At 60.0% G+C, this 14,633-nt stretch carries 12 protein-coding genes and 1 tRNA gene; 5 read left to right on the forward strand and 8 right to left on the reverse strand.

All coding sequences use genetic code 11. The annotated features are described in order from the left end of the window. Window positions 1-180: 180 nt before the first annotated feature. The 6 genes from AC1MEE_RS19635 to queA all read right to left on the reverse strand — a co-directional run bounded on the left by AC1MEE_RS19635 (window position 181) and on the right by queA (window position 6,296). Window positions 181-741: a glycine zipper 2TM domain-containing protein gene (locus tag AC1MEE_RS19635; protein WP_480411241.1), complete on the reverse strand. Its 561-nt coding sequence runs from the start codon at window positions 739-741 to the stop codon at window positions 181-183. A gap of 121 nt (window positions 742-862) precedes the next feature. Then, window positions 863-1,774 (reverse strand): protein translocase subunit SecF, encoded by a 912-nt coding sequence (gene secF, locus AC1MEE_RS19640; protein ID WP_480411242.1) that lies wholly within the window; start codon window positions 1,772-1,774, stop codon window positions 863-865. A 9-nt stretch (window positions 1,775-1,783) separates the two neighbouring features. Further along, window positions 1,784-3,649, reverse strand: coding sequence for a protein translocase subunit SecD (secD, locus tag AC1MEE_RS19645; RefSeq protein ID WP_480411243.1), 1,866 nt, complete (start codon window positions 3,647-3,649; stop codon window positions 1,784-1,786). Between the two features lie 63 nt (window positions 3,650-3,712). Beyond that, on the reverse strand, window positions 3,713-4,048 hold the full coding sequence (gene yajC, locus AC1MEE_RS19650; RefSeq protein ID WP_480411244.1) for a preprotein translocase subunit YajC: 336 nt from the start codon (window positions 4,046-4,048) through the stop codon (window positions 3,713-3,715). 53 nt (window positions 4,049-4,101) lie between these two features. Further along, on the reverse strand, window positions 4,102-5,217 hold the full coding sequence (gene tgt, locus AC1MEE_RS19655) for a tRNA guanosine(34) transglycosylase Tgt (RefSeq protein ID WP_480416280.1): 1,116 nt from the start codon (window positions 5,215-5,217) through the stop codon (window positions 4,102-4,104). Between the two features lie 14 nt (window positions 5,218-5,231). After that, a complete protein-coding gene (queA, locus tag AC1MEE_RS19660; protein WP_480411245.1) occupies window positions 5,232-6,296 on the reverse strand; it encodes a tRNA preQ1(34) S-adenosylmethionine ribosyltransferase-isomerase QueA in 1,065 nt (354 codons plus the stop codon). Between the two features lie 119 nt (window positions 6,297-6,415). Between queA and AC1MEE_RS19665 the strand changes: the two genes are divergently transcribed. After that, a tRNA-Leu gene (locus tag AC1MEE_RS19665) sits at window positions 6,416-6,500 on the forward strand. A gap of 648 nt (window positions 6,501-7,148) precedes the next feature. Here the strand turns inward: AC1MEE_RS19665 and AC1MEE_RS19670 are convergent. Both AC1MEE_RS19670 and AC1MEE_RS19675 read right to left on the reverse strand, forming a co-directional pair. Next, a complete protein-coding gene (locus tag AC1MEE_RS19670) occupies window positions 7,149-7,712 on the reverse strand; it encodes a TetR/AcrR family transcriptional regulator (RefSeq protein ID WP_480411246.1) in 564 nt (187 codons plus the stop codon). A 245-nt stretch (window positions 7,713-7,957) separates the two neighbouring features. Then, window positions 7,958-8,659 carry a glutathione S-transferase family protein gene (locus AC1MEE_RS19675; RefSeq protein WP_480411247.1) on the reverse strand — a complete coding sequence of 234 codons (702 nt, stop codon included), beginning with the start codon at window positions 8,657-8,659 and terminating at the stop codon, window positions 7,958-7,960. 561 nt (window positions 8,660-9,220) lie between these two features. On the opposite strand from AC1MEE_RS19675, the gene AC1MEE_RS19680 reads away from it, so the two are divergent. The 4 genes from AC1MEE_RS19680 to AC1MEE_RS19695 are packed head-to-tail and all read left to right on the forward strand — an operon-like array spanning window position 9,221 to window position 14,371. Then, the gene (locus AC1MEE_RS19680; RefSeq protein WP_480411248.1) at window positions 9,221-9,697 is read left to right on the forward strand and encodes a formate dehydrogenase subunit gamma; all 477 of its coding nucleotides are present in this window, start codon (window positions 9,221-9,223) and stop codon (window positions 9,695-9,697) included. Beyond that, the gene (locus AC1MEE_RS19685; RefSeq protein ID WP_480411249.1) at window positions 9,694-11,256 is read left to right on the forward strand and encodes a formate dehydrogenase beta subunit; all 1,563 of its coding nucleotides are present in this window, start codon (window positions 9,694-9,696) and stop codon (window positions 11,254-11,256) included. Before AC1MEE_RS19680 ends, AC1MEE_RS19685 begins: the two co-directional genes overlap by 4 nt. Beyond that, a complete protein-coding gene (gene fdhF / locus AC1MEE_RS19690; protein WP_480411250.1) occupies window positions 11,253-14,153 on the forward strand; it encodes a formate dehydrogenase subunit alpha in 2,901 nt (966 codons plus the stop codon). The genes AC1MEE_RS19685 and fdhF overlap by 4 nt, the downstream gene beginning before the upstream one ends. Continuing rightward, window positions 14,150-14,371, forward strand: a complete 222-nt coding sequence (locus AC1MEE_RS19695) for a formate dehydrogenase subunit delta (RefSeq protein WP_480411251.1) — start codon at window positions 14,150-14,152, stop codon at window positions 14,369-14,371. The genes fdhF and AC1MEE_RS19695 overlap by 4 nt, the downstream gene beginning before the upstream one ends. Window positions 14,372-14,633: the final 262 nt, after the last annotated feature.

The raw sequence follows: 14,633 nt of genomic DNA on the forward strand, positions 1-14,633 counted from the left end.
ATTCCTGATGGGAGCAGGCTCGCCTGCGAAGGCCGCGATGCGGTGTATCAGGCATATCGCGTCGCCTGATTCGCAGGCAAGCCTGCTCCCACAGATGACCGCGCACCTTATGAATAACGTGGTGCAGAAACAAGAAAAGCACCCGAAGGTGCTTTTCTTTCATGCTCATTCAGCCACGTTTTACTGAGCGGCTTGACCTTGGGTGGCTTGACCCAATACCAGTTGACCCTGCTTGTCGACCGGAATCTGGTTGCCAGGATCACGATCCATCCGTACCTGCCCAACCTTGCCATCCAGCTGATACTTCACGTCATAACCCACGACTTTATTGCTGATGTCGTTGACGGTATTACACCGCGTCTGGTTCGTGGTGTAGGTATCGTTGTTCTGCATGTGCTCTTGCACTCGGTTACCGGCATAACCGCCGCCGACAGCGCCAGCGACTGTGGCGAGCTTCTTGCCATTGCCGCCGCCAACCTGATTACCGAGCAAACCACCTGCGACAGCGCCAATGACGCTACCCAATATCTGGTGCTCGTCCTTGACCGGCTTCTCACGAGTCACCGCCACATCTTTACATACTTGACGTGGGGTCTTGATCTGCTCGTTGATCGGCTGCACACCCAGCACCTGCGCATACTCAGGGGCGCCGCCTTTAACAAGGCTATAGGTTGCAAAAGCACCCCCGGCAGTCACACCGACAGCACCCAATACAGCACCCACTAGCAACGACTTGTTCAATTGAACCTCCTGGCCTTCATGCGCGAAATTTCCCACGCTAGTCCCAGCCTTGGAGTACAAAAAAGGGCGTGAGTTCAACACTCACGCCCTTTTGGGTCAAAACCGCTAAAGCGCTGGAGCTTTACGGACGGTCGTCAACCTTGTCAGCCACCACGGGAGGAATCAGATCCTCGGTGCTCAGGCTCAGCCAGATCAACACCACGTTGGCGATGTAGATCGACGAGTAAGTACCCGCCAATACACCAATGAACAGTGCGACGGAGAAGCCGTGCAGGCTGTCGCCGCCGAAGATCCACAGCGCCCCGATGGCCAGCAAGGTGGAGATCGAGGTCGCCATGGTCCGCAACAGGGTTTGCGTGGTGGAGATGTTGATGTTTTCAATCAACGACGCCTTGCGCAGAATCCGGAAGTTTTCCCGAACCCGGTCAAAGACCACGATGGTGTCGTTCAGCGAGTAACCGATGATCGCCAACACGGCAGCGAGCACCGTGAGGTCGAAGGTCACCTGGAAGAACGAGAGGATACCCACGGTGACAACCACGTCATGAATCAGGGAGACGATGGCACCGACGGCGAATTTCCACTGGAAGCGGAAGGCCAGGTAAATCAGAACCCCACCCAGCGCCATCAGCATGCCGAGGCCGCCCTGATCGCGCAGCTCTTCGCCAACCTGCGGGCCGACGAACTCAACGCGCTTGACGGTGACCGGGTTATCCGCACCTGTCTTGCGCAAGACTTCGGCAACCTGGTTACCCAGCTGCGGGTCTGAACCTGGCATGCGCACCAGCAAATCGGTGGTCGCGCCAAAGCTTTGTACTACAGCTTCGTGGTAGCCGGCAGCAACCAGTTCCTGACGCACCTTGCCAAGTTCGGCCGGATGCTCATAGGTCAGCTCGATCAACGTACCGCCGGTAAAGTCCAGACCGTAGTTGAGCCCTTTATGAAAGCAGCTGAACAACGCCAGTGCAGTAAGGAACATGGTAAAGGCGAACGCAACATTGCGAACGCCCATGAAGTTAATGGTACGTAACATGGCAGCCCCTTAAATCCACAACTTCTTGAAGTCACGTCCGCCGAAGATCAGGTTGACCATTGCGCGGGTCACCATGATGGCCGTGAACATCGAGGTAAAGATCCCGAGCGACATGGTCACCGCAAAGCCTTTGACCGGGCCTGTGCCCATCGCAAAGAGAATGCCGCCGACCAACAGTGTTGTCAGGTTGGCGTCGAGGATCGCGGTGAATGCCCGGCCGAAGCCTTCATTGATGGCCCGCTGCACGGTCATGCCAGCAGCGATCTCTTCACGTATCCGCGAGAAGATCAGTACGTTGGCGTCGACCGCCATACCCATGGTCAGGACGATACCGGCGATACCCGGCAGGGTCAGCGTTGCACCCAGCAAGGACATCAGTGCCAGCAGCAGAACCATGTTCACCGCCAGTGCAGCGGTGGCGACGAGGCCGAAGAAACGGTAGATCGCCATGATGAACAGCGACACGAACAGCATGCCCCACAGCGATGCATCGATACCTTTGGTGATGTTGTCCGCCCCCAGGCTCGGGCCGATTGTGCGCTCTTCAGCGAAGTACATCGGCGCAGCCAGACCACCGGCACGCAACAGCAGCGCAAGCTCGGACGCCTCACCCTGACCGTTCAGGCCAGTGATACGGAACTGGCTGCCCAGCGGCGACTGGATGGTCGCCAGGCTGATGATTTTCTTCTCTTCCTTGAAGGTCTGTACCGGAACGTCTTTCTCGACGCCGTCGACCGTCTGCTTGACGTAAGTGGTCTGCGGCTTCTGCTCGATGAAGATCACCGCCATGCTGCGACCCACGTTGCTGCGAGTCGCACGGCTCATCAGATCGCCGCCGTGACCGTCGAGACGGATATTCACCTGCGGACGACCGTGCTCATCGAAGCCAGCCTTGGCGTCGGTCACCTGGTCACCGGTGATGATCAGACCACGCTCGACCGGTGCCGCAGGACGACCGCCCTCACGGAACTCGAACACCTCGGTAGTGGCTTTCGTATCATCGGGACCTGCGCCCAGACGGAATTCCAGGTTGGCGGTCTTGCCCAGAATACGCTTGGCTTCAGCGGTGTCCTGCACGCCCGGCAGCTCAACCACGATACGGTTGGCGCCCTGACGCTGAACCAGAGGCTCGGCGACACCCAGTTCGTTGACCCGGTTACGCACCGTGGTCAAGTTCTGCTTGATCGAGTATTCACGAATTTCGGCGATCTTGGCCGGTGTCATCGCCAGACGCAGCACGAACATGTCGTTGCGCTCGCTGGTGGTCAGCGCGAAATCGTTGTTGTTCTTGCGAATCAGGGCACGCGCTTGCTCGCGAGTGTCGGAATCAGTGAAGCCCAGCTGGATACCACCGTCCTGAGGCAGGCTGCGATAGTGAATACGCTCCTTGCGCAACAGGGTTTTGACTTCGCCGTCATACACCTTCAGGCGCGCATCCAGTGCCTTGTCCATATCCACTTCCAACAGGAAGTGCACACCACCAGACAAGTCCAGACCCATCTTCATCGGGTTGGCACCCATGCCGCGCAACCACTTGGGCGTGGTCGGGGCCAGGTTCAACGCGACGACATAATCATCACCCAACGCCTTGCGTACGACATCCTTGGCTGGCAACTGGTCTTCTTGCTTGGTCAGACGCAACAAACCGCCCTTGCCCTTCTCAGCCAGGGAGGAGCCTTTGACCGTAATACCTGCGTCGGCAAGCGCTTTGCTCACACGATCCAGGTCAGCCTGATTCACCTGCAGCGCAGTGCTCGCGCCACTGATTTGAATGGCCGGATCGTCAGGGTAGAGATTGGGTGCGGAATAAATGAAACCGATCGCCAGCACCGCCAGGATCAGTACGTATTTCCACAGAGGGTATTTGTTCAGCATCACGCCGCCCGCTTATAACGCGGGGCGCCTTGCGCGCCCCGTCGATTGGTAAAAGACTGAAACTTAGATCGCTTTCAACGTGCCCTTGGGCAGCGTGGCTGCGATAGCGGCCTTCTGGATTTTCAGTTCAACGGTGTCAGACACTTCGATAACCACGAAGTCGTCAGTCACTTTGTTGATCTTGCCAGCGATGCCGCCGGAAGTGACCACTTCGTCACCTTTTTGCAAGTTGCCCAGCAGGTTTTTCTGTTCTTTTGCACGCTTGGCCTGTGGACGCCAGATCATCAGGTAGAAGATGACCAGGAAGCCGACCAGGAAAATCCATTCAAAGCCCGAACCAGCAGGACCAGCGGCAGGTGCACCAGCGTCCGCGAAAGCGGCAGGGATAAAAAAGCTCATTTAGCACTCCAGTTGCAAAATTTTGATAAAACGGCAGAAAGCTCAGTACTCAATCAATCCAAAGGCGGCGTTGGCAGCCCACGCTTGGCATAGAAGGCATCAACAAAGGCGGCCAATGTACCTTGTTGAATAGACTCGCGCAAACCAGCCATAAGCACTTGGTAATGCCGCAAATTGTGAATGGTATTGAGCATACTCCCCAGCATTTCCCCGCACTTATCCAGATGATGCAGATAGGCGCGAGAGAAGTTCTTGCAGGTATAGCAATCGCAGGTCGGATCCAGTGATGAATCGTCATGACGGTGGAACGCATTGCGGATTTTCAATACGCCCGTGTCGATGAACAAATGGCCATTGCGCGCGTTGCGGGTAGGCATCACGCAATCGAACATATCGATACCGCGGCGCACACCTTCAACCAGATCCTCAGGCTTGCCCACGCCCATAAGGTAACGAGGTTTGTCAGCCGGCATCTGCCCGGGCAGGTAGTCCAGCACCTTGATCATCTCGTGCTTGGGCTCACCCACCGACAGACCACCGATGGCCAGACCGTCGAAACCGATCTGATCCAGACCTTCGAGCGAGCGCATCCGCAGGTCCTGATGCATGCCGCCCTGAACGATGCCGAACAGCGCAGCTGTGTTTTCGCCGTGAGCGACTTTCGAGCGCTTGGCCCAACGCAACGACAGCTCCATGGAAACCCGCGCGACATCTTCGTCGGCCGGGTATGGCGTGCACTCGTCAAAAATCATCACGATGTCCGAGCCCAGATCACGCTGGACCTGCATCGACTCTTCCGGGCCCATGAAGACCTTGGCGCCATCCACCGGCGAGGCGAAGGTCACGCCCTCCTCCTTGATCTTGCGCATGGCGCCCAGGCTGAACACCTGAAAACCACCGGAGTCGGTCAGAATCGGCCCGCTCCACTGCATGAAATCATGCAGGTCGCCGTGACGCTTGATCACTTCGGTACCGGGACGCAGCCACAAATGGAAGGTATTGCCGAGGATGATCTGCGCGCCGGTCGCTTCGATATCCCGAGGCAGCATGCCTTTCACCGTGCCGTAGGTGCCGACCGGCATGAACGCAGGCGTTTCGACCACGCCTCGTGGAAAGGTCAGGCGACCGCGACGTGCTTTTCCATCAGTGGCCAGCAACTCGAAAGACATACGACTGGTGCGACTCATGCTTGATCCTCTGGGGCCGATTCCTTGGGAGCTGTCGGCGCAGGATTACGGGTGATGAACATGGCATCACCGTAACTAAAGAAGCGGTACCCATGCTCCACGGCCGCTGCATAGGCAGCCATGGCTTCGGGGTAACCGGCGAACGCCGAAACCAGCATTAACAATGTGGATTCAGGCAAATGAAAGTTGGTCACCAGCGCATCGACCACATGGAACGGACGCCCTGGATAAATAAAGATGTCGGTGTCGCCGCTGAACGCCTTGAGCTGACCGTCGCGCGCCGCGCTTTCCAGCGAACGTACGCTGGTAGTGCCCACGGCAATCACTCGACCACCCCGCGCACGACACGCCGCCACCGCATCGACCACGTCCTGGCCGACTTCCAGCCACTCGTTGTGCATGTGGTGATCTTCGATCCGCTCGACGCGCACCGGCTGGAAAGTACCGGCGCCGACGTGCAAGGTCACAAACGCCGTCGAGACGCCCTTCTGCGCAATCGCATCGAGCAACGGCTGATCGAAATGCAGCCCCGCCGTCGGCGCGGCCACCGCCCCGGCGCGCTGGGCGTAAACCGTCTGATAACGCTCGCGGTCGGCGCTGTCGTCAGGGCGATCTATATAAGGAGGCAGCGGCATATGGCCGACCCGCTCCAGCAACGGCAACACCTCTTCGGCAAACCGCAGCTCGAACAGCGTGTCGTGGCGAACGACCATTTCAGCCTCGCCACCGCCATCGATCAGAATCGTCGAGCCCGGCTTGGGCGACTTGCTCGAACGCACATGCGCCAGCACCCGATGACTGTCGAGCACGCGCTCGACCAGAATCTCCAGCTTGCCGCCGGACGCCTTCTGGCCGAATAGCCGCGCCGGAATCACCCGGGTATTGTTGAACACCATCAAGTCGCCAGGGCGCAAATGCTCCAGCAAATCGGTGAATTGACGGTGGGCCAGTGCACCGGTAACCCCATCCAGGGTCAACAAGCGACTGCCACAACGCTCAGCCAAAGGGTGGCGAGCAATCAAGGAATCAGGGAGCTCGAAGGTAAAGTCAGCAACGCGCATGATGGGGTTCGTCTAGCAGGGCCGGAAAGTTTAGCGGAATTAATCAACATTCACCACGAAACCTGCTTGAAACGTGGTTGACGAACGGTAATCTCATCTCTATACTTCGCCGCCATTGAGCCCTGATGGCGGAATCGGTAGACGCGGCGGATTCAAAATCCGTTTTCGAAAGGAGTGGGAGTTCGAGTCTCCCTCGGGGCACCAAATAGCTACACATTGTGAGTTTCTACCGACTCACAAACCCAAAGAAACCGGCCATTTGAGCCGGTTTTTTTGTGCCTGAAATTCTTCCTTTATCTGAAATATGGAAAGCGGATTTTCGCAAATCTGTGGGAGGGCTCGCCCCGTCTTCGACGCCGCGCTGTCGCGCAGCAAACACGGGCTCGATTCTGCCCGGAGGGCGTAGGAGCTGACTTGTCTGCGATAAGGGCCGAAGGACCTTCCAGCGGTGGTGAATTCACTATTTTTGCCAGCGCTTCGCACTGGATCGCAGACAAGTCAGCTCCTACAAGGAATTAGCGTCAGGCTGAAAATTCCATAAAATATACTCTTTATTTTTCAACGGCTTATAGGTTGTTTGATGGGAGCTGACTTGTCTGCGAACCGTCCGGGGTCGCGTCCGACCGAAGCGCTGGCAAAATAATGAATTCAACACCACTGTAAGGTCGTGCCGACCTTGCCCCAAGCAATCCAGTTCCACCACCGCACCGAGTTCGCCGGACGACATCGCAGCGCCGAAGACGGAGCGAAATCTCTTATCGTGATTCGTAATCGCATCGCACTTGGCCTGCTGCGTTGCCATCGACCGGCAAATTTCGTAGTGACGACCGGCAAAGAACCGTCTTCAGTTACCTATGCTGGCAGAGGCCCGGACGCGCGGTAGGCTTCGATCAAAGTGTCGAAAAGCGAGATGTCCGACCGACTTCTTGCGAGGAGCTGAGCGCCGGCGACGGCTGCAAAAATGGCACGTGCCCGAACCTCACTGTTCTCCGGTTTGCAAACCTTCGCGGCCGAAAGAAGCTTGGTTAGCCAAGCGACGTTGACATCAGCAAAAGCCTGGATTTCCTTCGTCATCTCGCTTGGCAGGTTATCTGTCTCCGCGCCCATGAAGCTGCCTAGGCAAAGACGATTATCGGCTTCAAGTGATCGACGAAAAATCTCAGGAAAGCGACGCAGAGCGTCTATCGGGTTCGGGTCTTCTTCGGAGATCGTCTCAAGTGCGGCCGCGCCGTCCTCCCAATATCGCTTGGCAACAGCAACACCAAGATCGGCTTTGCTAGGAAAGTGGTAGTAAATGCTCGCCGCTTTGATCCCTACCTCTTGGGCAAGGTCGCGAAAATTCAAGCCGTTGTAGCCCTGTGATTGGGCAATTTTCGTGGCGGCCAATAGGATGGCCTCTCGGGCGTTGGTGTTCATTGTGGTGCCTTTCGTCCAAAGGACGATGTCTCAGAGGGTGTACAACCATGCTATATCAAAAGCCTACCTTTAGTTAGGTAGACCTTGCGTCGCTAGAAGGGAGATAGCGAGCTTCCTTTCTCTGCCATGTCGGGAATGTGGAACCTATCGCTTTCTGAGCGCCGACGGCTTGGTCGTCGCCAGCGGCCGCCGAGAACGCCATGCGACGGCGATCCCGACGGTTCCGGAGCTACCCACTAGAGCCGTTATTCGGCCGGCGAGTCCAGCTCAGGAATGCCACTACTGCGATCGGCGTAGGCAGCCTGGAAGCTAGGGCGCTTCTGCCAGCGCTTCCAGTAGGCGTCCAGGAACTCAAAACGTTCGTCCAGAGGGGTGGCGTTGACCGGGAATTTGGAGAACGCGATCGCTGTTGCCAGCGTTATGTCCGCGAAGGTGGGAGCATCCCCGCCCAGCAGCCATTCGCGACCGTCGGACAGATGACGATTGACCAGCGCAGCATGGGCCAACGCTTCCTTGCGGCAGTGCTCGCCCCAAGCCTCGTTCTTGGTAAGTTCGAGCTTGAATCCGAGCCCGGTGTGCAACACGTGAAATGCCGTGACGATCCGGTACAGGATGTGCACCCAGACCCGGTTGTCCCACATGTTATCGAGCCCCTGTTCCAGTGCGTTCTCGCCCATGATCTTGCGACCGGGATAGGACTGGTCGAGATAACGAACGATGGCAGCCGTCTCGGAAATGAAGCTTCCATCCGCCAGTTGGAGCGTGGGCGTCTCGCCCCACGGATTCATGTTGAGGTGACGCCAGCCACGCTGCTCGCCCCCTGGGGCCATGTCATAGACGGTCTCGTCGAACTGATCAGCGATGCCCTTTTCGTGCATGAACAGGCGCAGGCGCTGCGGGTTGGGAAAGGCCGAAGGCGAGGTGAAGAGTTGAAGTTTAGAAGTCATGGTCGATCCTGGAGGTTGGTGGTTGAATTACATAACTAACGTTAGGTAGCCAAACCATAGCGAATGCATTGCCTCGAGTCAACACCTATCTAACACTTGTTAGGTAAATATTTATCCGAGAGGTCCGTGCGTGGATCAGGCAGCAAGGGCATAACGATACGGGGCTCCACTCTCCACGTCGGATGTCACCGGGTTGCGCGAGGTTATCCCTGTCGCAGAATTAAATCGGGGTCTCCTGTTGTTGCTGAAGCGAAAGGGCATAACGACCATTCAGAAACGACGCCTTGGGCTGCGCTCTTCTAGACTCAATGGGTGGTCGCAGAGAGAACCGAACACGTCGCTTTGGTGCAGATGAATCAAAGGCAGCGTGGCAAGCTGCCTGTTATGCCCTTATTAGAGGTGCGGCAAAGACCGCACTGGGGCCCAACAAGATACCCGTTCAGGGTGCCTGGCCAACGGCCTGAAATGCCACGATACCGTGACGTGGTGTGAGTGCCGCAGCCGACACTTTCGGACAACCGACTACCGCCTGGTTTGTCCGTTACCGTGAGGAAATGCTGTATGCCTGATGAGTTGTTGCACCTGCCTATGGTCAATAGCCTGCTGGAGCGCCACAAGGGCTCCCCCGGCGCACTGTTGCCGATCCTTCATGAGATTCAGGAGGGCATCGGTTACATCCCTGATGCCGCCATCCCCGAGATTGCCCACGCCCTTAACCAGAGTCAGGCCGAGGTTCGCGGGGTGATCAGCTTCTACCATGACTTCCGCACCGCGCCCCCGGCCCGGCATATCCTGCGTCTGTGCCGGGCCGAGTCCTGCCAGAGCCGCGGCGCCGAGCAGCTCGCAGCGCAGTTGCGCGAACGCCTGCAACTGGACGACCACGGCAGCAGCGCCGATGGCAACATCAGTCTGCGTCCGGTGTATTGCCTCGGAGCCTGCGCCTGCTCGCCAGCCCTGGAGCTGGATGGCCAGGTGCATGCGCGGCTCAGCCCCGAGCGCCTGGATGCCCTGCTCGACGCTTGCCAGGAGGACGCATGATGCCGTGTCTCTATCTGCCCGGTGATTCTCTTGCCCGTGCCGTGGGTGCCGATGAGGTGGCCGTGGCCCTTGCCACCCAGGCCCGGGAACGCAATCTGCCGCTGGACCTGCAACGCACCAGCTCTCGCGGCCTGTACTGGCTGGAACCACTGCTGGAAATGGACAGCCCGCAAGGCCGTATCGGCTTCGGCCCGCTGACCGCTGCCGATGTGCCGTCCCTGCTCGAAGCGCTGCAAGGCGACTCGTCCGCCCATCCACTGGCCTTGGGCCTGGTTGAGCAGTTGCCTTATTTGAAGACTCAACAACGCCTGCTGTTCGCCCGCGCCGGCATAACCCGGCCGCTGTCCCTGGAGGATTACCGGGCCCACGGCGGCTTCGAGGGCTTGACCCAGGCCATCGCCCTGGGCGGCGAGCAGACCGCGACCGCAGTGTTCGATTCGGGTCTGCGTGGCCGTGGCGGCGCGGCCTTCCCGGCCGGGATCAAATGGCGCACGGTGCGCGGCACCCAGGCGGCGCAGAAGTACATTGTGTGCAACGCCGACGAAGGCGACTCCGGCACTTTCGCCGACCGCATGCTGATGGAAGGCGACCCCTTCCTGCTGATTGAAGGCATGGCCATTGCCGGTCTCACCGTCGGGGCCAGCTACGGCTACATCTATGTGCGCTCGGAATATCCACAGGCCGTGGCCACACTGCGCGAGGCGCTGGAAATCGCCCGGTCCGCCGGTTACCTCGGCGCCAATGTCGGCGGCAGCGGCCAGGCCTTCGATATGGAAGTGCGAGTCGGTGCCGGCGCTTACATCTGCGGTGAGGAAACCGCGCTGCTGGACTCTCTCGAAGGCAAGCGCGGGATCGTCCGCGCCAAGCCACCCATCCCCGCCTTGCAGGGCCTGTTCGGCCTGCCGACCCTGGTGCACAACGTGCTGACCCTGGCCTCGGTGCCGCTGATTCTGGCCAAGGGCGCGCAGTTCTATCGCGATTACGGCATGGGCCGCTCCCTGGGCACCATGCCCTTCCAGCTGGCGGGCAATATTCGTCACGGCGGCCTGGTGGAACGGGCCTTTGGCCTGACCCTGCGGGAACTGGTGGAAGACTACGGCGGTGGTACCGCCAGTGGCCGGCCGCTGAAGGCCGCCCAGGTTGGCGGCCCCCTCGGCGCCTGGGTGCCACCAGGGCAATTCGACACTCCGCTGGATTACGAAGCCTTCGCCGCCATCGGCGCCATGCTCGGTCACGGTGGTGTGGTGGTGGCTGACGACAGCCTGGACATGGCCCGCATGGCGCGCTTCGCCCTGCAGTTCTGCGCCGAGGAATCCTGTGGCAAATGCACCCCCTGCCGCATCGGCTCGACCCGCGGCGTGGAGGTGATCGACCGCCTGCTGGCCGCGCCTGACCAGAGCGCTCGTGATCAGCAGGTGATCATCCTCAAGGATCTGTGCGACACCCTGCAGTACGGTTCGCTGTGCGCGTTGGGCGGCATGACCTCCTATCCGGTGGCCAGCGCCCTCAAGTACTTCCCCGCCGACTTCGGTCTGCTGGCCTCGGAGGCCGACCAATGATCACTCTCTTCGACCCGAAAACAGATATCGACCCCGATGTTGACTTCGGCACCCCGGCCCGCGACAGCCAGGTGCAGGTCACCCTGAACATCGACGGCCGCAGCATCAGCGTGCCCGAAGGTACTTCGGTGATGCGCGCCGCCGCGCTGCTGGGCACCACCATTCCCAAACTGTGTGCCACCGACAGCCTGGAAGCCTTCGGCTCCTGCCGCATGTGCCTGGTGGAGATCGACGGCATGCGCGGCTACCCGGCGTCCTGCACCACGCCAGTCAGCGAAGGCATGAGCGTGCACACCCAGACGCCGAAGCTCGCAACCCTGCGCCGCAACGTCATGGAGCTGTACATCTCCGATCACCCGCTGGACTGCCTGACCTGCTCGGCCAACGGCAACTGCGAGCTGCAAACCGTAGCCGGCCAGGTCGGCCTGCGGGAGGTGCGTTACGGCTATGAAGGCGACAACCATCTGGCCGACCTGAAGGACACCTCCAACCCCTACTTCGACTACGACCCGAGCAAGTGCATCGTCTGCAACCGCTGCGTGCGCGCCTGCGAAGAAACCCAGGGCACCTTTGCCCTGACCATTACCGGGCGCGGTTTCGAATCCCGGGTCGCGGCCGCCGGTGGCGAGAACTTCCTCGACTCGGAATGCGTGTCCTGCGGCGCCTGTGTGCAAGCCTGCCCCACCGCGACCCTGATGGAAAAAAGCGTCGTCGAACTGGGTCAGCCCGAACGCAGCGTGATCACCACCTGTGCCTATTGCGGCGTGGGCTGCTCGTTCCGCGCCGAGATGAAAGGCGACCAGCTGGTGCGCATGGTTCCAGACAAGAACGGCCAGGCCAACCACGGCCACTCCTGCGTCAAAGGGCGCTTTGCCTGGGGCTACGCCACCCACCCGGATCGCATCACCAAGCCGATGATCCGCAAGCACATCAACGACCCTTGGCAGGAAGTCAGCTGGGATGAAGCGGTGACCTACGCCGCCAGCGAATTCCGTCGGTTGCAGCAACAATACGGCCGCGACTCCATTGGTGGCATCACCTCCAGCCGCTGCACCAACGAAGAAACCTACCTGGTGCAAAAACTGGTGCGCGCCGCCTTCGGCAACAACAACGTCGACACCTGTGCGCGGGTCTGCCACTCGCCTACCGGCTATGGCCTGAAACAAACCCTTGGCGAGTCCGCTGGCACCCAGAGTTTCGACTCGGTGATGCAGGCCGACGTGATCCTGGTGATGGGCGCCAACCCCAGCGACGCCCACCCGGTGTTCGCCTCCCAGCTCAAACGCCGCCTGCGTGAAGGTGCGCGGCTGATCGTCATCGACCCACGACGCATTGATCTGGTGGACTCGGTGCATGCCCGCGCCGAACTGCACCTGGCCCTGCGCCCGGGCACCAACGTCGCCATGCTCAACGCCCTGGCCCACGTCATCGTCACCGAAGGCCTGCTCAACCAGGCCTTTATCGACGCCCGTTGCGAGGGCAGCGATTTCGCCCGCTGGAGCGAGTCCGTCAGCCGCGCGGAAAACTCGCCGGAAGTCATTGGCCCTATCTGCGGCGTAGCCGCTGCCGACATCCGTGCCGCCGCCCGTCTGTATGCCACCGGCGGCAATGCGGCGATCTACTACGGCCTGGGCGTCACCGAGCACAGCCAGGGCAGCACCGCGGTCATGGGCATCGCCAACCTGGCCATGGCCACTGGCAACATCGGCCGCGAAGGCGTGGGCGTGAACCCGCTGCGTGGGCAGAACAACGTTCAGGGCTCCTGCGACATGGGCTCCTTCCCCCACGAGCTGCCCGGCTACCGGCACATCTCCAACGAGGTGGTACGGGCGCAGTTCGAACAGGCCTGGAACGTCACCCTGCAACCAGACCCGGGCCTGCGCATCCCCAACATGTTCGAGGCAGCCCTGGGCGGCAGCTTTAAGGGCCTGTATTGCCAGGGCGAAGACATCGCCCAGAGCGACCCCAATACCCAGCACGTCACCGCAGCTCTGTCGGCCATGGAATGCGTGGTGGTGCAGGACATTTTCCTCAACGAAACCGCCAAGTTCGCCCACGTGTTCCTGCCGGGCAGCTCGTTCCTGGAAAAAGACGGCACCTTCACCAACGCCGAGCGGCGCATCTCCCGGGTGCGCAAGGTCATGGAGCCTCTGGGCGGCAAGGCCGACTGGGAAGGCACAGTGGCCCTGGCCAACGCCCTGGGTTACCCGATGAGCTACCAGCACCCGTCAGAAATCATGGATGAAATCGCCAGCCTGACACCGACCTTCACTAACGTCAGCTACGCCGCACTGGACAGCCACGGCAGCCTGCAATGGCCGTGCAACGCCGCGGCACCGGACGGCACACCGACCATGCACATCGATGAATTCGTGCGCGGCAAGGGGCGCTTCATGCTCACCGGCTACGTGCCCACCGAGGAAAAGGTCAACAATCGCTATCCCCTTCTGCTGACCACCGGGCGCATCCTCAGCCAGTACAACGTCGGCGCCCAGACCCGGCGTACCGACAACGTCGCCTGGCACGCCGAAGACCGCCTGGAAATCCACCCGACCGACGCCGAGAGCCGTGGCATCAACGAAGGTGACTGGGTCGGCATCGGCAGCCGCGCCGGACAGACCGTACTGCGTGCGCGGGTCACCGAACGGGTAGCCCCAGGCGTGGTGTACACCACTTTCCACTTCCCTGAATCGGGGGCCAACGTCATCACCACCGACAACTCCGACTGGGCCACCAACTGTCCGGAGTACAAGGTCACCGCCGTGGAAGTCAGCCGCGTCTACCACCCTTCCGAGTGGCAAAAACGCTACCAGGAATTCAGCGACAATCAACAACGCCTGCTCGACGAACGCCGCCAGGCACGCACCGCCGGAACGAAAGCCGAGGTACGCCGATGAGCACTGCCAACCTGATCAAAATGGCCAACCAGATCGCCCAGTACTTCGCCGGCGAACCGGACCAGCAACAGGCCGTGCTCAGCGTGCGTAATCATCTGCAAATGTTCTGGACGCCCAGCATGCGCAAGGAGTTGCTGGCCTGGCAGACGGCGCATCAGGGGGCAGACTTGCACCCAATCGCGCAGGCGGCGGTAAGTGGGGCGGGCTGGGAGGCTTAGGTTCACACGATCTCTTGGGATTGCCCCTTGGCCTGTTGAGACAGGCCAAGGGGCGTTCCAGAGGTTTTTAAAGCCGACCATTCGAGGGCGCGGAGAACCCACACACCCAAGCGCAAAGCGTCAGTACGCCCCACGCAAAAATAGTCAGATTTCAGGGGTTTACAGAACCAAACCAATCGCTAAGCCCCGTAGCCGTGATACTCGATTTGTGCTCGCGTCTGCCTCCGTTGGTGATCGTCCGCAATCGACTCAGAGTGTGTAA

Source organism: Pseudomonas sp. ASL3 (genome assembly GCF_056680425.1).

Bases quoted from the DNA above. Each gene is read 5' to 3' on its own strand.
- secD (WP_480411243.1), bottom strand. From the start codon at position 3,649: ATGCTGAACAAATACCCTCTGTGGAAATACGTACTGATCCTGGCGGTG.
- AC1MEE_RS19695 (WP_480411251.1), top strand. From the start codon at position 14,150: ATGAGCACTGCCAACCTGATCAAAATGGCCAACCAGATCGCCCAGTAC.
- secF (WP_480411242.1), bottom strand. From the start codon at position 1,774: ATGTTACGTACCATTAACTTCATGGGCGTTCGCAATGTTGCGTTCGCC.
- AC1MEE_RS19670 (WP_480411246.1), bottom strand. From the start codon at position 7,712: ATGAACACCAACGCCCGAGAGGCCATCCTATTGGCCGCCACGAAAATT.
- queA (WP_480411245.1), bottom strand. From the start codon at position 6,296: ATGCGCGTTGCTGACTTTACCTTCGAGCTCCCTGATTCCTTGATTGCT.
- AC1MEE_RS19680 (WP_480411248.1), top strand. From the start codon at position 9,221: ATGCCTGATGAGTTGTTGCACCTGCCTATGGTCAATAGCCTGCTGGAG.
- yajC (WP_480411244.1), bottom strand. From the start codon at position 4,048: ATGAGCTTTTTTATCCCTGCCGCTTTCGCGGACGCTGGTGCACCTGCC.
- fdhF (WP_480411250.1), top strand. From the start codon at position 11,253: ATGATCACTCTCTTCGACCCGAAAACAGATATCGACCCCGATGTTGAC.
- AC1MEE_RS19675 (WP_480411247.1), bottom strand. From the start codon at position 8,659: ATGACTTCTAAACTTCAACTCTTCACCTCGCCTTCGGCCTTTCCCAAC.
- AC1MEE_RS19685 (WP_480411249.1), top strand. From the start codon at position 9,694: ATGATGCCGTGTCTCTATCTGCCCGGTGATTCTCTTGCCCGTGCCGTG.
- tgt (WP_480416280.1), bottom strand. From the start codon at position 5,217: ATGTCTTTCGAGTTGCTGGCCACTGATGGAAAAGCACGTCGCGGTCGC.